The sequence below is a fragment of the Alicyclobacillus sp. SO9 genome, from assembly GCF_016406125.1.
Classification (GTDB): domain Bacteria; phylum Bacillota; class Bacilli; order Alicyclobacillales; family Alicyclobacillaceae; genus SO9.
This window is the reverse complement of the sequence record NZ_CP066339.1, coordinates 19,244-41,026: the sequence shown is the minus strand read 5'-3', so window position 1 is coordinate 41,026 and position 21,783 is coordinate 19,244. Positions and strand designations below refer to the sequence as shown.

Sequence of the window (21,783 nt, the reverse complement as noted above, 5' to 3'; positions counted from 1 at the left end):
CTTTTGCTCCCTATTCCAACGCGCGCCAAAGAATAGGGATCGCTGGGATCCCTATCGCCAACAGGCCGCCCAGAATAGGGATCCCGTTGATCCCTATCACCTATGCCCCATTCTGCCGTTTCCCACATTAGGGATCATTCATGACACTAATGTCCCGGGCGTGAGGCATTAGGGAGCTTTGCGATCACTATCGGATTGGTCCCGCACCATTAGGGATCTTTCCGATCACTAACCGCCCGGCCCCGGTCCGGTCACCCCGCAGCCCCCACCGCCGCTACTGGCAGCCTACGACCGCAGCAGGATCAACGGGATCAAGCAAAATATCAGCGGTAAAGTCTCATTTATTAACTCCAATTACCATAATATCTAGTTCAATGCGCAGCGGAACACTTGCGGGCTGCCGATGCAGGCCGTTTGTTCGTGACGCCAGTTGGTTAAGGATCCCTTTGCTCCCTATTCCAACGTGCGCCAAAGAATAGGGATCGCTGCGATCCCTATCGCCAACAGGCCGTCCAGAATAGGGATCCCGTTGATCCCTATCACCTACGCCCCATTCTGCCGCCTCCCACATTAGGGATCATTCATGACACTAATATCCCCGGCACGGAGCATTAGGGAGCTTTGCGATCACTACCGCCGTGGCCCCGCACCATTAGGGATCTTTCCGATCACTAACTGCCGACCGACCCCGGTCCGATCACTAACCGCCCCCCGGCCCCGACCCTCGCCGCCGCTACTGGCAGCCTACGACCGCAGCGGGATCAACGGGATCAAACAAAATATTAGCGGTAAAGTCTCATTCATTGACTCCAATTACCATAATATCCAACTCAATGCCCAGCGGAACACTTGCGAGCTGCCGATGTAGGCCGTTTGTTCGTGACGCCAGTTGGTTAAGGATCCTTTTGCTCCCTATTCCAATGCGCGCCAAAAAATAGTGATCGCTGTGATCCCTATCGCCAACAGGCCGTCTAGAATAGGGATCCCGTTGATCCCTATCACCTATGCCCCATTCTGCCGCCTACCACATTAGGGATCATTCATGACACTAATATCCCTTGCACGGAGCATTAGGGAGCTTTGCGATCACTACCGCCGTGGTCCCGAACCATTAGGGATCTTTCCGATCACTAACCGCCGCCCGACCCCGACCCCGACCCCGACCCGACCCCGGTCCGATCACTAACTGCCCGCCCGGCCCCGGCCCGGTCACCCCACTGCTCGCCCCCGCCGCCGCTACTGGCAGCCTACGATGGCCGCGAGGTCAATACGGGCAGCGGGATCAGCTTCATCAAGGCAGGATTCGTCCCCTTGGATTTACTCCTGCCTCGAAATTCTTAGAAGCTCACGTCTCGATTACCTATCAATAAACGGGTTTGATTCAAAGTGCAGAGATTCACGCAGTCACACAGTTATACTGTGCAAGGCAGCCTGTTGTGGCTGTCTCGTATAAACTACATCCTACATAGCCGCACCCGTTACATCCGTTTCCATCGTTGTTCGCAACCGTCGGTGCACAGGTGCTGTACGCCTGTCCATTTCCAGCAATAGTAGACGACAGATAGCAGTTGTTTGATACTGCCTGACCGTTGTAACTCACTCCATTATATCGCCCCGTAGCGTAAATGTCTGAAGCAATACCGGACGCAGGTTCACAGCCTGCCCCAATGGCCATACATGCCTCTTTCAGTCCATATTTGTCATAAGCCCATTTGACAAAACTGTAACGTGTGTTCATTACGTTGATATATTCATTTACACCATCCGTCATCGTGGAGAACTTGGATACGTTGCCGCAAGGACAAGTCCCCTGTCCTGATATGATGAGATTCCCAGGATTATTACACCCCGAACAGAGTCCAGCCGCAGTTCCCCATCCAGTTTCGATGCCCCAGTGCGCAAGGATAAAATTTACTGGCAATCCTGTCTTACTCGATGCAGTCTCCGCGTAACTCAGATAATTATTGAGAAAGGCAGACTGCGTTGGGGTGCAGGAACTAGGGGGTGTTGATGGAAAATTGCAGCCGCCTCCTGAAACGGAACTGGAACACGGACAGCCTTGATTGCTGTTCCCCACGCAAACCGTCTGAGGAGAACTCCTGGAGGGCAGTCCTGAACTGGGAAACACGCCTGGATAGCTGCAGTGAATGGCATAATAAGTGAAAGCAATCGCAATATAGAAGGTATCTGCAGGCGTCTGTCCTGCAGCGTTCACAAACATGTTCGAACGCAGTAAACTGCACTGCGCCGATGCGTAGTAACTGAACGGAGTACTGCCAGCGGCAAGGCCGCCCCAGCCGCAAGGGTTGTAATAGAGTGCATAGAGTGCAGCTGAGCCCACTGCCAGCACAAAATTTGTTGTTGCATTCTGAACCAGGTTGTATGCGGCGGAAAAGTCTCCAATGACATTGCCACTGGGTACACCTGCTAATTTTGCAGCTGTCTGAGCTATGCGAAAGTCTGTATCGGTTGCCGCATATAAATAAACGTTGCTGTTGGAAATTCCCATAGAAGAGCCCTCCTTTTCATTTAGTAACAGGAACAAGACACCTTCGAACTCATACTCGAATCGCATGTGGTGCTGGCGCCTGCCTGAGTTGGCAGTGTTCCGTAACCTGGCGGGTAACTTCCATGAACAGCGTAGTAACTTAACATCGCGATCAATTTGGCTGTTTCATAATCTCCGCTTCCCGATCCGTTTTCGTAGTAGTAAGCGCCTGGCAACGCATCTTGAGGTTCGGTTGCATATGCGAACGGAGTATGACCAGCCCCCTCGTTGATGGGATTCGCCCATCCGCATGGGTTATAATAGAGAGCGGTGTTGGAGAGTTTACCGGCCGCAATTACCAAGGCCTGATTATTAGTAATCGCATTCCACGTGTTGTTAAAATTCCCACTGACGTTGGTTGGGGCAATTCCTGCTGCGGCTGCCGCACCCAGAGCGATTTCCATATCGTTTGTATCGGCGGCGTAGACCCGTACATCCATTGCTGATAAAGTCACGCTGACATACCTCCTCTTCACAAAACCGGTTGGCCAACCGTAAAGGACGTCCTTTACAGATAAGGGACACATTGTGCCAGCAGTTTTACGCTTCAAAAATTGATAATTGGGCACAAACATTAGAAAATCCGCTCGTATCTGTCCCGGCTGTGTGGTCCGGCTGTGTGGTCCGGCTGTGTGGTCCGGCTGTGTGGTCCGGCAATCAAAAAGGCGTCGACATACAAAATGACCAGGTTCACACTTTAGCGATGTAAACCTGGTCTGAAGTAAAAGTCTAAAAAGGGAAGCAGACGCGAAGTCCAGTTTTGATAGCCCGGCACTGCCCCAACATAAACAGATACGGTAAAATGAACACATAAGCCGCAACACAGGCACAGGCTTTGAATCAAAATTAGCATGGTAAACTTAAATAATAGAACTCTTGCGCCTCAAAATACGAGGAGGAATTCACCGATGCTTACGCTCAGGGGCCATCATCTCCTGTGCCTGCCAGGATACCGAGGTATGGGTTATTCCGCTGAATATGAAGCGAACATGACTAAAATTCACCAATTGCTGCGCAGAGAACCTGAAACAGAAGTGACGCTGGTATCAGGCCCAGATAGTCTATGTGCCAAGTTCCCGTCTGATAAGACTTATCACTGTGAAGACAACAACATCTATGAACGCGATGCCAATGTTTTATCTAACCTGAACCTTGAACCAGGGCAAAAGCTTCCTTGGAGTGAGATTGAGCCGCGCATCGCCAAAAACGTGGTTGGGCGAGACATTAACAGCCTGTGCAGTACTTGTTCCTGGCGAAGCTATGGAGTCTGCGAAGAGGGAATTAATGAAATAAGACTGGGCAAGGGCTTGCGGAGAATTGAAATTGACTAAAAAGCCTTCTTGCCCTGATTCAGATACAGCTAAACTTAACTAGCGTGGTACAATAGAGCAAACGAACAAGGGACGGATAGATAATGAAAATCGTCTGCTTCGGAGACAGTGTTACGCGCGGCATTACGTATATGAAAGGACGCCTTCGCATCGTCAAGGACAATTATCCGGCACTTCTGCACGAGTTTTTTGGCTCAAAGGCAGAGGTCGTGAACAAAGGTGTCTTTAATGACAACTCAGATCTCCTTTGCATGAGACTGGAGAAGGACGTCATTGAACAAGTTCCGGACTACGTGTTAATAGAGATTGGCGGAAATGACTGCGATTTTCGTTGGGACGAGGTTGCCGATGCAAAGGATAATCCACATACTCCCATTGTCCCCCTCGACAGGTACATTTCCAACTTGCAACATCTTGTCAAGCGAATCCGGGAAGCCGGTGCTACCCCTATCCTAATGAACCTGATTCCCCTCGATCCCGTTCGCTACTACACCCGTCGCTACGAACAACACGGCAGCAACATTGCACACTGGATTGCCACATGCGGCGGGATTGAACATTGGCACGGTATGTACAATCGTGCGCTTGTGCAGTTGGCAAAAGAGTGGGACATGCTCATGCTCGACGTCCGTACGGCCTTCAAGGAAGCGGGAGACCTCCGTGAATTGTTGAGCGACGATGGCATTCATCCAACCCGAAAAGGTTATAGAGCCCTTGCCGACGCCATCGTAGCAGGGCTCCCTCGTATTGCGGGAATTCCTGTTTAGAGGACTATAATTCCCGCTAGTTCCTTCCTCAAAAATCTGCCTTCACTCGACATAACATCCGAAACTCCCTCATCACAACTCTCCCTCATCCTGAAATCTGGATTCACTGCGATGGTACGCGTGACAGCGTCTCGTCACTTGTACCCATTGACTAAAATGAGCATATTGTATATATTGAGTATGCACAATATAACAAATGTGCCTGTAGTGTATCCCTTATGAGGTGATGAAATGAATGACATCCTTCAGGTTTCAAATCTCCGAAAACAGTATGACGACTTCGCATTGCAGGACGTTTCCTTTAGTTTGGAGCGCGGCTACATCATGGGATTTATTGGACCTAACGGTGCGGGAAAAACGACGACAATAAAGGCGATTTTGAACGTCCTTCAAGCTGATTCAGGACAAATCCGGATTTTTGGCAGAGAACTTGCTGCAGACCCACAGACAATCAAGCAGAAAATAGGGTTTGTGTTCGGAGAGACTGCCTTTTATGAATTTCTATCTGCAAGCGATATGGCACAGATAACATCTAAGTTTTACAAGCACTGGGATTGGACGAATTTTCGGAAGTATATGCGGGAGTTCGAATTGAATCCGGATAAGAAACTTGAATCGTATTCACGTGGGATGAAAGTCAAGTTTATGCTGGCTTGTGCCTTAAGCCATCAGGCCGAACTCTTCATTCTAGACGAACCAACTTCGGGGCTCGATCCCGTTTTTCGCAGCGAACTCCTAGAAATTCTCCAGACCGTTATTGCTGACGGCGAAAAAAGCATACTCTTTTCGACTCACATCACCTCAGACTTAGACAGGGTTGCAGATTTTATCACGATGATAAACGATGGCAACATCGTCTTTTCTAAGGAAAAGGATGCGTTGATGGAAGGCTATGCCCTCGTTAAGGGCCCAAAAGAACTGCGAGACGCAATTTTAGAGACAAGACAAGTGAGTGGTCTGCTCGACTCCGCTCTTGGTTTTTCGGTCCTTACTGAACACAAGGATGAGTTAATGAACCGTTTCGGCAGCCGAATCATTGTGCTGCAGCCGACGCTCGAAGACATCATGATTCACTTGGTTAGGGGGAAACAGACCAATGTACAGCTTGCTCTATAAGGATTGGAGTATTATCAAGAAGTCACGGGCAATTTTCTTTGGGTTCTTTTACTTCCTGTTCATGATTCCAGCAGCAAACAAAGACGGTATCCTCTCAAACAACAATGTACAGAACTTCTTCTTCCTTTTTATTATCTACTTGTTCTTCAGCTATATCACTGCTTACGACTACAAATACAACGGTTTAACGTTGATGTCTGCATTCCCTGTAACGAAAAGAAAACTGGTTGAGGCCCGATACCTGTTTCTCGGTCTCGTATTTGTGGCCGCATTGTCATTACTGACTGCAATAAAGCTCATCTCAGTTCTTACGAAACACTATCCTCTGGTTTTTACGAATATCTTTGACTACAAGGGTGTCAGTATACTGTTTCTGATTTTCTCTATGTTTTTTGGCATTGTAATTCCCTTGTATTATAAGCTCGGCTACCAGAAGGTAAGGTGGGTTATGTTTATTGCCGTTATTGTCTCGTCTCTCATCTCGGGGCTTCTTACTGCTGAGATGTCCTTCTTTTCAAGGCCGGTCATAGCGTTCATAGTGTTCATTGCCGGTGCGATTGTATACTGGTCTTCGATGCAGTTATCGGTGTATTTTCTTGAACAACGGAATCTTTGAAGAGGTGTATCTTGGATATTCTCATAGCAAATTCATTAGATAAACCTATCTATATGCAAATTGTCGACCAGATTATAAATCAAATTGTTTCTGGCTCGATTAAGCCAGGCGAAGCATTGCCGTCCATGCGAATTTTGGCCAAGGATTTGAAAATCAGCGTCATTACCACGAAAAGGGCCTACGAGGAGCTGGAACGGGACGGATATATCGAGAGCGTCGTCGGTAAGGGAACATTTGTGGCGGGACTCAGCAAGGACCTGCTCAGGGAGCGACAAATGGGACTTGTGGAACGTGATTTGTCAGAAGTCATTGCGAGTGCCAAGCGCACGGCCCTGTCAAAAGATGAATTCAGGAACATGGTCGATTTACTATGGGATCACGCTGACTCAGAATAGCGGCATGGCAGTACATGATTCAGGGAATCCTTCAGCAGCGAAGGATTCCTTGTCTGCCATCAGACGTATGACAATCAATTAACATCAAGACTGGCTGTCAATTGTGACCGACGCATTCGTGGTATGAATGGTCATCGGATAGGTTCCTTTGCCAACAGTGGCAGTTGCGTTATTGCGATTAGATGTTGTCCATTTAACATTTCCACCAAAGTGTCCGTTGCTGGTAGACGCAGTGACTTTGGCGTTGGACTGACTTTGCAAGCTCATTTTGACGGATGCGTTGGTTGTATCACAGGTCCACTGCCCCCCAACCATTGAGTTCCCTGTTATCGATCCGTTTGTCGTTGATACATTCACTGTTTTAGCAACGTTTTTTAAATGTATCGATCCGTTCGTCGTAGCGGCAGATACATTTCCCTTGATGTCCTGCAGCTTGATGGGTCCGTTGGTGGTATGCAAGTCTACTGCACCATTCATATGTGACTCGTCGATACTGGAATTTGTGGTCGTCACACTACTGAGAAGCTGTTGTGGCACCGCAACATTTAAATGTGGAGAAGACTGTATTAAGCCCCCAAAAGAGAGGTCGATTCGCGGCTTTGGTTCCACAAGGGTCATAACCAGCGTGTCTCCAGTCTTGTGCACTTGCCACTGTGTGTGAATGTCCTTGTCTGCCTGTTTTTTGGACGCCGCAGTAACTTTCAATACTCCGTTGTAAGAGAGTGTGGATGACGTGGTCCCCGTGACAGTGACAGGCGTATTGCGAAGACGGATGACAACCTTTTGAATTCCCCCGCCAATAGCTACCTTACCGTTCACAGGCTCCGCGTACCCTGGTCCAAAATGTAGATCAGAGCTTAGCACCCTTACACCATAGGTTCCGAGACTAAACAGTCCAATGACAACCAAAAGCACAACGCTCCATCCACTCACCCGAACCCTAGTCCCACGGGTAGCAACATATGTCCAAATTGCCTCGATGCCAAACAGGATAAGCATTGCTGGCCAAATGTAGTGCAGTACACTGTAGGAGACCGGACCAGCGACATGGAGAATGACGATGACTCCAATCGTAATCAGCGCGGCGGCACTGGTCAAAATTCCAACTTTTCTAACATGCACCTTGTTTGTATCATGATTTGGCATCATTACAGTTCACTCTCATCTGACCGGTCATCATTGGTTCCGGAAGTTTTTCGTCCAGTTGGCTTCATTTGCGTACGAATGAGCCAAATGCCGAACCCTATCAGAATAGCGGCCAGAACTATCGTTCCTCCGTGGGCCCTTATCAAGACCGACCAAATATGCGGAAACACCTGTCGAATGAGGACCAGGACGCCAATGAGAATCGATAATCCGCCAATCCACACAGGTCCTGTTCCCCTGCGTCCCTGCATAAACTCCGCCGGAACAATCGGGTGATCCAGGTGACTGAAGTTTACTCCCTGGGAGTCATAGGGATTGTCAACCACTCCGCCTTCATTCCCATTCCGCTCTGCATAGATATTGATGACAAGTGCTTTTTGCAAAGCGTCAAACAGAGAGTAAAACCAGACAATCGCCAATACAGACGGAAATATCAGCGGTATCATCGTTGAGAGTATGACACAGGCGAAGGCCGCAATCATGAACTGTAGTCCTCGTCTGTTAAGGCCTAGATACAGGTGTCCCAATCCAGGTACAAACGATAAAACAAACGTTAAAAACCTGCTCTTACGTTGCAATGTGAATCCTCCGCTCAACTTACAGATTTGAAATCATATTTATGAAGTGACTAAATTGCGTTGATAACCCAAGGCTGCCTTGAGCCAATGTGCTTGCGTGCTGAAAGATACCGAATCCGAACAGCGCAATGGTAATGGAAGCAGCCACCCCGTAGTTCAACATGGATGTTCCAACGGGTAGTTTGAGTCCAGCAAGTCCTGTACGAAATCCAGAGTTCTTTTGCACTTGCGGCACAGCGGCGGACCGCCCAGCTAATTCCTTGAGAACTGGTGTCACCAAGTCCAAGTTTTCTACAGGTGTATCGTCTTCCCACAGTTGTGCGAGTTCCTGAACTTCTTCATACCAGTTTTGGCATTCCTCACAACTATTGATGTGTTGCGAGATCTCATACAACGTATCTACTGCGACATCACTCGTCAGAGGGGAGCTTATCCACATTTGAACGTCCGTACAATTCATCGCAACGCATCTCCTTTCTCGCGTAAAATTCTTCGTGATCGATAGAGCTGTGACTCGACTGTCTTAACAGATACTCCTCTTCGCTGTGCAATTTCCTGACAGGAGAATTTATGTAGGTAAAACATCTTTGTTACGGTTCGATAAGGTTCTCTCAAACTCTCCATGAGTGACATAAGTTCTGCAGAACGTTCCTTTTTCACAACAGTCTGTTCCGGCGTATCTACTGGGACCTCCTGCCTGCTTTGTACAGCAACAGCATTGAGCCTCTGTTGATACCTCGCAGAACCCCGCTTCCAGTCGAGACACGTTCGAACCGTAATCTGATAAAGCCAAGTAGAGAACGAGGCGTCCTGTCTGAATGCAGGCAACCCATCGTAGGCCTTCAAAAACACGTCTTGTGCCAAGTCTTGTGCTGCATCCCTATTGCCCGTGATTTTAAGGCAGACCCTATAGACCATACTCTGGTATTCAGAGACCAGTTCCCCAAAGGCATCGTGGTCCCCCGCGGCCGCGGCACGGATGCACTGCTTCTCATTCAGAACTCTCCCCTCCTCCCTTTCACAACATTAGACGCCGGAGGTGCGATAAAGCACTGCAAGTTTTTAATAATTTCTTTGTATGAGCCACTCAGCAATCTCGACGGCAGAATCTGTTACCAAATTTCGCAGTCAGAAGTTGTTCGTATCTATACCAATTAGAGCATAAAAATTTAGCGCATAGATGTATTGATGGACATCTCATGCGCTAAATTACACTGTTTAGAAACTGTCTTTTACTCACATGGTGCGCCCGGAGGGATTCGAACCCCCGGCACCAGGTTTAGGAAACCTGTGCTCTATCCTACTGAGCTACGGGCGCATATTTCATTGACAATTGCAGTACAGGTGTGGAATTGCGGTACAGGTGTCGATTAGAATACCAACACCCCAATCCATCCGATAAAAGCATCTGCCTGCGTGCAACCGCGAATTCCATTATACAAACTTCTGAGCCAGACCGCAAAGGGCAGTACTGGTAAATTGACAATCCTAGCCCTTTTTGCGGCTTTGCAATTTCATGTTGGAATGTTCGATGCGCAGTTGACCGTCTTCATAACCGCAAGTGTCCACGACGCTGTACACGCTGGTCTGGGTCTGACCCTTTGACGTGACCTCCTGTGCCACCAGGGTAAAAGTCACTTTTCCGGAGTTTTTATCAATGGGCGAAAACACCGCGTTTTGCACCGAATTCTTTAAGGTATTGCTGTATCCTTTTGCAAAAGCAGAATACGACATATTGCTTTGCATGCTTTGTCCGAGCATGGCATATGCATCCAAATAATCCTGTTGGTTCAAATCGTAATAATATGCCGATATGAGCTTCAGTGATTCCTCCTGCAGACTTCCAGGTGTGATTCCCGGGCTGCTCGTGCTGTTGCTGCTTCCGCCTGAGTTTCCGCCTGCAGCTGTGTTCCCGGTTCCTCCGCCAGACGCGTTGCCTGACCCGCCGGAATTGCTAGCCTGCTCAATCTTCTGTGCCTGCTTTAACTGCACTTGTATACTTGATGCACTCATTGGCTTCTTGGCCCAGCGAGTCAGATTGTCCGAAACTTGTGTTATGGGTATGGCGAAGCCAATACTGCCCGATCCCTGTGTAACTCCAGCAGTATCAATCCCAATCACCTTCCCGCTGCTGACAGATACCAACGGCCCTCCGCTGTTTCCCGGTGCAATCGGTGCTGAGATTTGATACATGTTGTTGTAATTTGTGGTTCCGATGGAAAAGTCCCGATTCATGCCGCTGATAATCCCGGACGTGACTGTATCCTTTAAGCCTAGCGGACTCCCGAGGGCAATGACGGGATCGCCCAGTTGTGCCGGTTTTTTGGAAATAGACAGCGGTGTCTTGTGCGCATAGGCAGTAATGCGCAGTTCCGCAATATCGTGAGCGGCGTCAATGCCAATGACTTTAGCCTCGTGACTGGCGTTTCCTTGCAGTTTGACCTGAATCCCCTGCGATCCCGCTACGACATGGGCATTGGTTACAATATCGCCCTTGTTATCGAACACGAATCCAGAACCGATGCTTTCCCCGCTTTTGGTTGTAACATCCACATAGGCAAGGCTGGGCAGTGTCTTCTTGATAATGCTCTGAACCGTTGGCGGTGTCTTCCCGCGGGATTGCCCGCTTCCCGTTCCAGAACCAGCACTTTTCGGAGATCCGGGCGTATTTCCGGTACCTGCTGCACCGCCCCCAGGGTTAAGTCCCAGTTGAGAAGTCACAGCCTGTTGTCCGCCAAGACCGAACCACCCCTGTGCCCAAGAGGTGTATGCCAGTGATGCAATCGCAATGACAGCCACAGCCGCACCAGTAATGATGGGCACCGTCTTCTTCGCTTTCACAGCTGATTTAGATTTTGAATTTCTCTCATCCGTCCCGTCAATCCTGCTCGTCCCGTCGCTGTTACCCAATCCAGATGTGCCTGCAAGTACACTGCCATCTGACTCGCTGACTGGCCTGTCATTGTCGTGTCCAACGACAGGCCTGCCGCAGTGGCGGCAAAACCGCGCCTCATCTGATATCTCTTTTCCGCAATTTAAACAGCGCACTGTCGTCACCTCACTCATTGACCCACGTATAGTTTGTAACTTTTGCTGTTACAGCACCGTAAAACGCCGGAATCTGAATGGTAAACTTGGCAGACTGGCCTGATGGCAAAGGATCCGGCGTAACCGTAGCATACTCTGTATCTACTTTCTTGCTATTGTTGTCGTAAAAATCCACTTCGATGGACAAGTTGGCTATGACGTTGGTTCCCGCATTCTTGACGACCCCTTTAACCACCGTATTTCCCTGGCCATCATTCCTCAGCGTTAATTTCACAACCTCAAGGGGATTAGCGTTTTGGTTGGCAATTTTTGCAGCCTGTGCCATGGCCTGTTTCATGATTTGTTGCTGTTTTAGTTCAAAGTCATGTTGTTGCGTACTGATGGTCTCCTTGAGTTTCGTTAGGGTTTTATCCACAATCGGTCCGGCAAGAGCCTGGTTGACAACACTCTTGGCGGAATCATACGCATGGTGTTTCAGGTCCTTATTAATCGTCTTGGTCGCTACAGAGTCAAGGCGGCTCTGAATCACTTTCGCGGCCTTTTGCCCCAGCGCATCGTCATATTGCACGACCTGTTGATAAATCCCGACTATGGTGGAAACATCAGTGCTGTTCCCGGCACGGGCTTCCAAACCACCCAATGTACCCTTTTCTACACCCGCTCTGGCTCTCTTCAACAACCCCTCTAACCAGGATACATTGCTGTTTTTGAGAACACTGCTTTGAAAGGTACTCTCAACCGCTTTATAATCGAGCACGGCTCTGTGCCATTCTTTGTTTTTAATTTCTGCGTCTGCCTTGTCTAACCGATTGTGTTCTCTAACAGCAAGTTCGAAAACAGCAAGTCGTCGGTCCATCTCTGCGTGACTCGGTGAAAATCGAATTGCACGCTGCTCTTTTTGTACAGCTTGCTGAAAGTTGCCTGATTTTGCTGCCGCAAGCGCTTCAATCTGTTGCTGCCGTGTAAACCCGCTGTCTGCAGCCAATACTGCCATAGCTGCTGCAAACAAACCAGCAACAATGTAAATGAACACTCGGAATCCTCGCCTTGACCACAAGGGAGGGCCTGGAGTAAAAGCAACGTCCAGTTCCACTACCTGCGCTCCGCAGTGCTCGCAGTATGTCCAGTCGGATTCCATTCGCGATCCGCAATTCTCACAATACAATCAGCTCACCCCGACACAATTCGATGAGTCTAGTATAGCTAATTGCTAGAATGGAGGGAACATAGAATAACGCCCTTCAAAGCGACTCAACGGCAGCACGAGAGCTGCACGCACGAATTTGTATTTCACTCTATGACTCTACTAGATTATGTATCTCCTGCCAAGGTTAGTGGCAAAACTAGACAAATAATACTGCAATTCTACAATTATACCTTTCGATCTAAATCAGTTGGGGTATGTCGGTAGGTCCAAATTATCGTATTTTCTCCAATTTCCCCAAGTGAGAGAAAGTAAACGACCGCAGAGGAAAATATGGTGCGCCCGCGCAGTCACGCGCGGGTGAGGGTCTTCAAGGCTTCAAGAAATCGGTTCACTTCATTCTCCGTGTTGTAGGGTGCAAGACCTGCCCGCACAAAGCCTCCGCTCTCCTGCAATCCCAAACGCTCCACCACTGTGCTGGCATAAAAATCCCCATCGGCAACGAAGATGCCGTAGTTCTCGGCCATGGTCTCAGACACGGCACGAGGTGCCATGCCCTCCACAGAAAATGCAATGGTAGGGGTCTTATGCACTGTATCTCCGGCGGAATACAGGGTCACACCGCTCATGTGCGACAACTCCTGCCTCATTCGCCGGGCCAGAGAATCCTCATAGCCTTCAATCCGTTCCATGGCTGTGGTCAGTTGGGTGCGCAGGGTCAGGCCGTGACCGAGATCGGCAATAAAGCGCAGTGCACCGATAAGTCCAGCAAGCCCTTCATGATTCTGCGTACCCGTTTCCAGCTTGTCGGGAATGTAGTCTGGAGCCGGCTTCAGTTTGTAGACGTCCAGAGACTCAAAAACTTCGCGTTTCACGGCTGCAATCCCCAAGTGCGGGCCAAAAAACTTATAGGCTGAACAAAGGACAATGTCTGCTCCGAGACGGTTTCGGTCCACAACAATGTGAGGAGCTGCATGGACAGCGTCAACAGAAACCAGCGCACCAACTGCGTGAGCACGCTTTGCCACTCGAGCCACGTCGGTGATGGTTCCTACTCCGTTTGAAGCCAGTCCCACTGCAACAAGTTTCGTCCGCTCTGTGATGACCTCAGCGAGTGCATCCAGGTCCAGCGTCAGGGTATCTGGGTCTACCCGCAGCCATTTGACCGCAACACCTTTGTCTTGTGCCGCGCGAATCCAGGGGTCTACATTGGCACGGTGATCCAGCTCTGTCACCACAATCTCATCTCCTGGCTGCCACGTTCTGGAGAGCGCTCTCGAGATAGACAAGTTCAAGGTGGTCATGTTCGGACCAAATGCAATTTCATCAGGATTTGCATGCAAAAAGGCAGCTGCAAGTCGTCTGGCATCAGCAATCATCGCCTCTGTCTCTACGCTGCTTGAAAATGCGCCGTGAAGATTCGCCCCGCCGTCTGTCATGTACCGAACCATCGCATCGACAGCCGGTTGTACGACTTGCGATCCGCCTGGACCGTCAAAATATACGACTTTATAGCCTTTGTACCGTCGATTAAGAGCTGGAAACATTCTGCGAACAGATTGTACAGGAAAGTTCGGACTCATCTCATTGAAAGGCTCCACACAGCTTCCTCCTCAATTCCTTGCCAGCATTTGCAAGCTTACAGTTGTCTCAGCGTAAATCGCTGGATTCCATCGATTCCGAGGTACCTGCATCGCGTGCAGCAGCCGTGGTTCCGCGTGCTCCGCTGGCGGCAAAGATACTTGCCAGATTTTGCAGTTCAACCCCTGACAATCCAATTCGAACAAATCCATCATAGGGCTGCAGTTCGTCTACCTCCAGAGACAGCCCAAAGGGTCGCAGAAGCGAGGTGATTTTCACGCGAAGCATCTGTGAGAGAACATCGATTCCTTCAGGGGCATCCTTAATCGCCTCTTGCAGCTGCCTCTGAATAATGGCCGGCGGAATGGTTACCAGTTTATGCGCCGTAATTTGAATGTTAATCTCGTCCCGGTCCGTGCTGTAAGGAACGGCAACAAAGTCCACATTCCAAAACAGCAGTTTCAGATGACCGCGAACACCGTACTGGTCAATCGCTTCCACCCACAGGTTCGCCTCTGGCGCAAACTCGTGAATCATGGAGTTAATATCCTTGGCTTCCAAATCAAAACTCATTTTCGATATGCGCACGCTGTCGTGGCCCTCCTTCACCGTCTAGATACATTCCACCGCCAGATCTGTTCCTGGTTCCTCACTCAGGGGTTAACGGCGTTTTAGATGTTGATAGGACTTGAGACTCATCAGTGCCATGAATCCTGCTCCAATAAGAATCAGCACAAGGGAAACAATCGTGGCAGCAATCGACGGATACAGTCCAATAAAGAGTCCCATCAAGATGGCCGAGATGGTGATGAACATGGATCTGCCAAATGCAATCTTATTCAAAGCTCGATGTTGAATCGGAATGCCAACAATAAACCCCAACACAACCAGCACAAAGACAGTGTTCCAGAGGATATGCATTAGAACTGCCCTTTCTCTATCACATCAGTTCCCATGTAAGGAACAAGTGCCTGAGGCAGTTTGACGCTGCCGTCCGGCTGCTGGCCATTTTCCAGGATAGCGGCCAAAGTGCGGCCCACTGCCAATCCCGATCCGTTCAAAGTATGCAAAAACTCAGGCTTTGATGTTTCTTCCCGACGGAATCTGAGATTAGCTCTGCGCGCCTGAAAATCCTCAAAATTAGAGCAGGAACTTACTTCACGGTAGGTCTCGGAGGCAGGCATCCAAAGCTCCAAATCGTATTTTTTGGACTCTTTAAAACCGAGATCGGCCGTGCATATTTCAATGACTCTGTACGGAATCTCTAAAGCCTTGAGCACTGCGGCACAGTCTTCCACAAGGGTCTCCAGTTCGGTGTAGGAATCCTCCGGTCTGACCAGCTTAACCAACTCAACCTTCTGGAACTGATGCAACCGTATGAGTCCGCGGGTATCTTTCCCAGCCGATCCCGCTTCTGACCTGAACGACGCGCTATACCCTGCAAACTTTACGGGCACTTGGTCAGCATCGAGAATTTCATCACGGTAGTAGTTGGTCAAAGGTACTTCTGCTGTTGGAATGAGGTAATAGGGAAGCCCCTCAAGTTTGAACATATCCTCACCAAATTTCGGCAAGTTGCCTGTCCCTACAAGGCTTTCCTCATTGGCAATAAAAGCTGGGAACATTTCCGTATAACCCCGTTGTTCAACTTGGAAATCCAACATAAAGCTGGCCAGGGCTCGCTCCAATTTCGCTCCCAGTCCCTTGTATAAAACAAACCGCGATCCCGTAATTTTCACCGCACGCTCAAAATCCACAATCCCCAGTTCCTGGGCCAAATCCCAGTGTGCTTTAGGCGTATATGCAAATTTCGGCAACTCCCCCCAATACTGCAAAGGGACATTGTCGTCTTCACTTTCACCGTTAGGTACAGACTCGTGAGGCAGATTGGGAATCGTGTACAACAGTTCCTTCTGTTTCTCGTCAAAGCGGCGGACCGCTTCATCAAGTTCTTTAATCTTGGCGGATACCTGGCGCATCTCGTCGATATCCCCAGAAGCGTCTTCCTTGTTCTTCTTTTTAGCTGCAATGTTTTCTGATGCCTTGTTGCGAAGACTCTTCAGGCGTTCTACTTCTGCCAAGCTTTGACGCCAAGACTCGTCAATCTGCAACAGCTCGTCAATCACTTTGGCATCAGCGTGTTTACGCTTCAAACCTTCACGGTATACCTGGGGATCCTGTCGTACGGCACGAATGTCCAGCATCACACTCAACCTTTCTGCGTTAAGTCCGAAAAAACGGTTTGTTTAATGAAAACCAGCACCATCGGATGGATAAGGGTAGCGTCCCCTTCAAGGTACTGCCAACGATGCAAGTATAACGCTGCAAGTATATTGGTTCGAGAATACCAAATGGAGGGTAGACAGGCAACTGATGCAGACTGCTCGGCAACCAGACTCAAATGTATGTAGCCAAATACACATATGTATCAATGTAAAAGATAAGGGTGAAAACTGACTGAAGAGTCAATTTCACCCTCAATTTCACCGGTTGCAGGAGACACAGTACTAGTGTGACGGTGTCCACCCCTTAAGACGTCCTGAGCACCTAGCTTACAGGACTATTTCGCTGAACTTACCTGTGCACTTTCCACCATTGTCAGGAAGTGCCGATGCAGCCGAGCATCTCCGGTGAGTTCAGGATGAAAAGACAGAGCAAGCAAATTCCCCTCTTGCACAGCTACCATCCTGTCGTTGTAACAGCACAGTACCTCCACATGTTCGCCAACTTCGACCACGTGTGGAGCCCGAATAAAGACTGCTGGAAATGGCTCGGAACCAATCACCGGAATTTCCAAGTCTGCCTCAAAGCTCTCTCTTTGCCGGCCAAATGAATTTCGGTTTACCTTCATATTCATGACAGCCAAATGGGGCTCTTCTGCCCCTTCAATTTGATTTGCCAGCACAATCATCCCGGCACATGTACCAAACAACGGAAAACCCTGACTTGCCCGTTCTCGGATTGGTTCCATCAGATTGTATTCCCGGAGGAGTCGTCCAATGGTGGTGCTTTCTCCCCCCGGTATTACCAAACCGTCGAGCCCCTCCAAGTGAAAATCCCGTTTCACCAGTGGCGCATCGGCACCCAGGGACTCAAGCAACTTAACATGTTCACGAAATGCCCCTTGCAGAGCCAGTACTCCAATTTTCATAAGTTGTCTTCCTTACCTTCCAAATCTGAAAGAGTCTAATAACCCAATTTCAAGCACACCCGCAGTGGTCTTACCAGCCGCGAGAAGCCATCCTCTCTTCAGCCTTCAGTGTACTCAAATCAATGCCCTTCATGGGTGTTCCAAGACCCTTGGACAGTTCTGCAATCAACTCGTAATCCTCATAGTGCGTGGTAGCACGGACGACAGCCCGACCGAACTTCTCGGGGTCTTCGGACTTGAAGATACCGGATCCGACAAAGACACCATCGGAGCCTAGTTGCATCATGAGTGCTGCATCAGCAGGCGTCGCGACGCCTCCTGCTGCAAAATTGACGACAGGAAGGCTGCCTTGACGATGGACTTCGAGCAACAGTTCGTACGGGGCACCAATGTTCTTGGCTTCCGCAATCAGTTCATCCTCTGACATATTCTGCACCTTGCGGATTTCTGCCTGCATCATACGCTGGTGGGTTACAGCTTCAACAATGTTGCCCGTTCCCGGTTCACCTTTCGTCCTAATCATAGATGCACCTTCGGCAATGCGCCGCAGTGCCTCACCAAGGTTGCGTGCTCCACACACAAAAGGCACGGTGTAATCGCGCTTGTTGATATGGAATCGGTCGTCTGCCGGCGTTAAGACTTCACTTTCGTCGATGTAGTCTACACCAAGAGACTCAAGAATGCGTGCCTCCACAATGTGCCCAATACGGCATTTAGCCATAACCGGAACCGAAACTGCATTCATTACAGATTCCACAATGGTAGGATCCGCCATGCGTGCTACTCCGCCGGCGGCTCGAATATCTGAAGGAACACGCTCCAGCGCCATGACCGCCACCGCTCCTGCCGCTTCAGCAATCTTCGCCTGCTCGGCTGAAACTACATCCATGATGACGCCGCCTTTTTGCATTTCGGCCATACCGCGCTTTACTACTTCAGTACCTGTCTTTGCCATTCTCTTGTTCCCCCTTGGTCGCCAGTTATCTGGACATTTTCAGGTTCCTTATGAGTTGTTTTTCATTTTGCGCAGAAAAGCACGTGTCATGAAAAACGCGCCCCCAAGAAACAAAATCACTAATATGGAATTCACAACTATCATTGCAATCATGATCCACGACGACATTATATTTCCACCCCTCAATTGTAGGGTTCGGTTCTATTCATACATTAGTACATTAGAGCCCCGGTAGCAACCTACCGGGACTCTAACTAACTAGCCGTTTGATCCTAAAGCGTGTTTACCACATACCCTTGCAAAATAGGTGTGTTCATCTCCGTGATGACGTGACCTAGCGACGCAGTTTCCAGAGCAACTTTGGCTTAGTAATTGCCGCTGACGTCTGTAGCGGAATTGTCTGTGTCACATCTCCCGTTTGCACCGTCATTTTCGCTGGAGAACTGCCTGCTTTCATTGGTACTTGTTTGGAATGCAGGTCATATCCGAATTTCACAGGCATGCCGGGATAACCAAACACAGTGAGGGGTTTGGCCATTTTAAGGCTGGCACTTTGCTTCCAGGCAGTGGTCAATTTTGCAAAACCCTGGCTCGGATTGTGAATCGTATAGTTCTCAAACTTCGACTTGACCGAGTCAAGCATTTTCACGTTGTTGTTGAAGGCACTGCGCAACGATCTGTAAGTCTTCTGTCCCAGAACGGCACCTATTAAAATATGCTGTTGGCCCTTAACCGTGATGGGCATGGATGAAACAAAGCAGCCGCCGGCTTGATTCGTGCTGCCCGTCTTGATACCCGTAATGCCGTTCTTACCCAGCATGTAGTCTACGTTGTACTGCACACCAGCAACAGGGAACGTAGCTTGCGGCATGGCCACAATTTTTCTGAACACCGGATTTTTCATGTCCTGCTGAGCAATCAGAATCTGATCGTGGGCTGTACTCACCGTCGCAGGACTCACACCGCTTGCATCCGTATAATGCGTATTTGTCATGCCCAGCGACTTGGCTGTAGCATTCATTTTCGCAACAAACTTCGACAGACTTCCGGAAAGCTGTTCTCCAATCAACGTAGCGATGTTGTCACCTGACGGCAGCAGCAGACCTTCAAGCAATTGCCGTTCCGTCAGCTTTTCTCCAACCTGCACTTTTAAAACTGAATCCCCGTTTGCAACATCTTTGTTGTACACCTGCACATCATGCTGCGTGATGGTCGTTGTAGGACCATTTTCGCCGACTTTTAGCGGCTTTGCTTGAAGCAATAAATAAGCTGTCATCATCTTTGTAAGACTGGCGATGGGAACTGGTTGTTCCGACTTGGTCTCTTGGATAACACCCAAACTTTCTTCGCCGATAGCCGCTTCACCCTGACTTGGGAACACAGGCGACAATTTGCCGGGTATACTTACTTGCTTCACATTGGTTTTCATTGCGACGGGCGGAATCGGTCGGGTGAGTTGTACAATCCCGACGACGACAATTGCCAAGACAATAACGGCGACAATAATGGAACGAAGTAGTCTGGACATTGTTTCCTCCTGAGGTTTTGTTGTGTTTTGGGTTTGTGTGAAAGAAGATGCCTCACCAGACCAAGAAACCGGAAACCGGGGATGTATCTTCGGCAGATGAAGCAGGTAAGCACCTGCCATTGACAGTGGTAGACACTGCTAGCACGGATACTAGGCATGCTATAAACGAATCTAGTATATCATACGAAACTATCTCATAGAGGTGGAATCAACTGGAGATTTGGCTCCCGCCTAAAAAGCGAGAGCCATAGTGCTTTGGACTAGATGCTGTAGTTCGGAGCTTCCTTCGTGACTTGCACATCGTGCGGGTGGCTCTCTCGCAGGCCTGCAGCCGTAATGCGGATAAACTGACTATAGTCATGCAGTTCCTGAACATCCGCAGTACCGCAATACCCCATTCCGGCTCGAACGCCGCCGACCATTTGATACAAGGTCTCGGACAGCTGTCCGCGGTAGGCAACTCGACCTTCGATGCCTTCCGGTACCAGCTTCTTCTTGTCCTCTTGGAAGTAGCGTTCGCCGCCGCCTTCCTTCATGGCTCCAAGCGATCCCATACCGCGGTATACCTTAAACCTCCGACCCTGGAAAATCTCCGTCTCACCGGGGCTTTCTTCTGTACCAGCCAACAGACTTCCCACCATAACCGTATTCGCCCCGGCTGCCAAAGCTTTCACAATGTCACCGGAGTACTTAATGCCGCCGTCTGCAATAATTGGAACACCTTTTTCTTTTGCGACAGAGGCGCAGTTGTAAATCGCGCTGACTTGAGGTACACCGATGCCTGCAACAACGCGGGTTGTACAGATCGATCCCGGTCCAATACCCACCTTCACCGCATTCACACCAGCCTCAATCAAAGCCAAGGTTCCTTCCGGCGTTGCGACGTTCCCTGCGACTAACTGCAAATCCGGATAGCGTTGGCGGATCGCCTTCACAGCTTCAATAACGCCTGTTGAGTGACCGTGCGCGGTGTCCACCACCAGGACGTCGACACCTGCTGCAACCAATGCAGCGACGCGGTTGTCCATGTCTGCACTAGTTGAAACCGCAGCACCGCAGACCAAGCGGCCTTGGCTGTCTTTGGCTGCATGCGGAAACTGCCGCGCCTTTTCAATGTCTTTAATGGTAATGAGACCCTTTAGAATACCGTTGTCGTCAGTCAGAGGCAGCTTTTCAATCTTGTGCTGCTGTAAAATTTCCTTAGCACCCTGCAATGTGGTCCCTACCGGAGCTGTAACCAAATTTCCCCGTGTCATAACCTCTCCAACAGGACGTGTTTCATCCGGTTCAAACCGCAAATCGCGGTTTGTGATAATACCAATGAGTTTCTTAGTATTTTCTTCTACAACGGGGACTCCGGAGATTCGGTACTTTGACATGAGGAATTCAGCATCCTTGAGAGGATGGTCCTTGGTCAGATAGATGGGATCGGTGATAACACCACTCTCCGATCTCTTTACCTTATCCACTTCCTCAGCTTGCTGCTCAATAGTCATGTTCTTATGAATAATTCCAATACCGCCTTCTCTAGCCATACCAATAGCAAGCGCCGCTTCGGTTACTGTATCCATCGCGGCGCTAACTATCGGAATATTCAAGCGTATGCCTGTTGTAAATTGCGTACTGACATCGACGTCTTTCGGAAGAACATCTGATTTTGCAGGTACTAGAAGCACATCGTCGAACGTTAGCGCCTCTGGCCCGAATTTATTGCCCCAATTCGTGCTCAACGCAATCCCTCCCGTATTCTTTTCCACCTAGCTACAAGGTATAGTATCCGGCTCTCCCGTGGATATTATTGCGTAGTATAGCAACCGCCTATAGACGTGTCAACGACAAATTGAACCCAGTTTCGACACAAGCGGGACCTGTCATGGGA

Annotated in this window: 22 protein-coding genes and 1 tRNA gene; 5 read left to right on the top strand and 18 right to left on the bottom strand. The window is 49.4% G+C overall.

The window, feature by feature from the left end:
* Positions 1-1,396 precede the first annotated feature (1,396 nt).
* Positions 1,397-2,509 carry a glucosaminidase domain-containing protein gene (locus tag GI364_RS00170; RefSeq protein ID WP_198851744.1) on the bottom strand — a complete coding sequence of 371 codons (1,113 nt, stop codon included), beginning with the start codon at positions 2,507-2,509 and terminating at the stop codon, positions 1,397-1,399.
* Between the two features lie 20 nt (positions 2,510-2,529).
* Entirely contained in the window at positions 2,530-3,003 is a 474-nt protein-coding gene (locus GI364_RS00165; protein WP_198851743.1) for a hypothetical protein, read from the bottom strand.
* 453 nt (positions 3,004-3,456) lie between these two features.
* Here GI364_RS00165 and GI364_RS00160 point away from each other — a divergent pair, with 453 nt between their 5' ends.
* From GI364_RS00160 to GI364_RS00140, 5 genes are all read left to right on the top strand, one after another.
* On the top strand, positions 3,457-3,879 hold the full coding sequence (locus GI364_RS00160) for a DUF1284 domain-containing protein (RefSeq protein WP_198851742.1): 423 nt from the start codon (positions 3,457-3,459) through the stop codon (positions 3,877-3,879).
* Positions 3,880-3,962: 83 nt separating this feature from the next.
* A complete protein-coding gene (locus GI364_RS00155) occupies positions 3,963-4,646 on the top strand; it encodes an SGNH/GDSL hydrolase family protein (protein WP_198851741.1) in 684 nt (227 codons plus the stop codon).
* Between the two features lie 231 nt (positions 4,647-4,877).
* On the top strand, positions 4,878-5,762 hold the full coding sequence (locus GI364_RS00150; RefSeq protein WP_198851740.1) for an ABC transporter ATP-binding protein: 885 nt from the start codon (positions 4,878-4,880) through the stop codon (positions 5,760-5,762).
* Entirely contained in the window at positions 5,743-6,378 is a 636-nt protein-coding gene (locus tag GI364_RS00145; protein WP_198851739.1) for an ABC-2 transporter permease, read from the top strand. Before GI364_RS00150 ends, GI364_RS00145 begins: the two co-directional genes overlap by 20 nt.
* Positions 6,379-6,389: 11 nt before the next feature.
* On the top strand, positions 6,390-6,773 hold the full coding sequence (locus tag GI364_RS00140; protein WP_198851738.1) for a GntR family transcriptional regulator: 384 nt from the start codon (positions 6,390-6,392) through the stop codon (positions 6,771-6,773).
* An 84-nt stretch (positions 6,774-6,857) separates the two neighbouring features.
* On the opposite strand, the gene GI364_RS00135 is transcribed toward GI364_RS00140, so the two are convergent.
* The 16 genes from GI364_RS00135 to guaB form a co-directional block, all read right to left on the bottom strand.
* Positions 6,858-7,922, bottom strand: coding sequence for a DUF4097 family beta strand repeat-containing protein (locus GI364_RS00135; protein WP_198851737.1), 1,065 nt, complete (start codon positions 7,920-7,922; stop codon positions 6,858-6,860).
* Positions 7,922-8,497 (bottom strand): hypothetical protein, encoded by a 576-nt coding sequence (locus tag GI364_RS00130; RefSeq protein WP_198851736.1) that lies wholly within the window; start codon positions 8,495-8,497, stop codon positions 7,922-7,924. The genes GI364_RS00135 and GI364_RS00130 overlap by 1 nt, the downstream gene beginning before the upstream one ends.
* A 19-nt stretch (positions 8,498-8,516) precedes the next feature.
* Complete coding sequence (locus GI364_RS00125) at positions 8,517-8,957, bottom strand: hypothetical protein (RefSeq protein WP_198851735.1); 441 nt, start codon at positions 8,955-8,957, stop codon at positions 8,517-8,519.
* Positions 8,954-9,478, bottom strand: coding sequence for an RNA polymerase sigma factor (locus GI364_RS00120; RefSeq protein ID WP_255524670.1), 525 nt, complete (start codon positions 9,476-9,478; stop codon positions 8,954-8,956). Before GI364_RS00120 ends, GI364_RS00125 begins: the two co-directional genes overlap by 4 nt.
* 260 nt (positions 9,479-9,738) lie before the next feature.
* Positions 9,739-9,815: transfer RNA gene (locus GI364_RS00115), tRNA-Arg, on the bottom strand.
* A gap of 170 nt (positions 9,816-9,985) precedes the next feature.
* Complete coding sequence (locus GI364_RS00110; RefSeq protein WP_198851733.1) at positions 9,986-11,545, bottom strand: trypsin-like peptidase domain-containing protein; 1,560 nt, start codon at positions 11,543-11,545, stop codon at positions 9,986-9,988.
* Positions 11,546-11,555: 10 nt separating this feature from the next.
* Entirely contained in the window at positions 11,556-12,578 is a 1,023-nt protein-coding gene (locus GI364_RS00105; protein WP_198851732.1) for an FxLYD domain-containing protein, read from the bottom strand.
* Between the two features lie 461 nt (positions 12,579-13,039).
* Positions 13,040-14,290, bottom strand: a complete 1,251-nt coding sequence (locus tag GI364_RS00100; RefSeq protein WP_233095951.1) for a cysteine desulfurase-like protein — start codon at positions 14,288-14,290, stop codon at positions 13,040-13,042.
* Between the two features lie 49 nt (positions 14,291-14,339).
* Positions 14,340-14,858 carry a hypothetical protein gene (locus GI364_RS00095; protein ID WP_198851731.1) on the bottom strand — a complete coding sequence of 173 codons (519 nt, stop codon included), beginning with the start codon at positions 14,856-14,858 and terminating at the stop codon, positions 14,340-14,342.
* Between the two features lie 72 nt (positions 14,859-14,930).
* Complete coding sequence (locus GI364_RS00090; protein ID WP_198851730.1) at positions 14,931-15,191, bottom strand: hypothetical protein; 261 nt, start codon at positions 15,189-15,191, stop codon at positions 14,931-14,933.
* Positions 15,191-16,474: a serine--tRNA ligase gene (serS, locus tag GI364_RS00085; RefSeq protein WP_198851729.1), complete on the bottom strand. Its 1,284-nt coding sequence runs from the start codon at positions 16,472-16,474 to the stop codon at positions 15,191-15,193. Before serS ends, GI364_RS00090 begins: the two co-directional genes overlap by 1 nt.
* A gap of 356 nt (positions 16,475-16,830) precedes the next feature.
* Positions 16,831-17,421 carry a pyridoxal 5'-phosphate synthase glutaminase subunit PdxT gene (gene pdxT, locus GI364_RS00080; protein WP_198851728.1) on the bottom strand — a complete coding sequence of 197 codons (591 nt, stop codon included), beginning with the start codon at positions 17,419-17,421 and terminating at the stop codon, positions 16,831-16,833.
* A gap of 70 nt (positions 17,422-17,491) precedes the next feature.
* On the bottom strand, positions 17,492-18,376 hold the full coding sequence (gene pdxS, locus GI364_RS00075) for a pyridoxal 5'-phosphate synthase lyase subunit PdxS (protein ID WP_198851727.1): 885 nt from the start codon (positions 18,374-18,376) through the stop codon (positions 17,492-17,494).
* 48 nt (positions 18,377-18,424) lie between these two features.
* Positions 18,425-18,544: a DUF2621 domain-containing protein gene (locus GI364_RS24785; RefSeq protein ID WP_233095950.1), complete on the bottom strand. Its 120-nt coding sequence runs from the start codon at positions 18,542-18,544 to the stop codon at positions 18,425-18,427.
* 166 nt (positions 18,545-18,710) lie between these two features.
* On the bottom strand, positions 18,711-19,904 hold the full coding sequence (locus tag GI364_RS00070) for a D-alanyl-D-alanine carboxypeptidase family protein (protein ID WP_198851726.1): 1,194 nt from the start codon (positions 19,902-19,904) through the stop codon (positions 18,711-18,713).
* Positions 19,905-20,164: 260 nt separating this feature from the next.
* Positions 20,165-21,634: an IMP dehydrogenase gene (guaB, locus tag GI364_RS00065; protein ID WP_198851725.1), complete on the bottom strand. Its 1,470-nt coding sequence runs from the start codon at positions 21,632-21,634 to the stop codon at positions 20,165-20,167.
* Between the last annotated feature and the right edge of the window lie 149 nt (positions 21,635-21,783).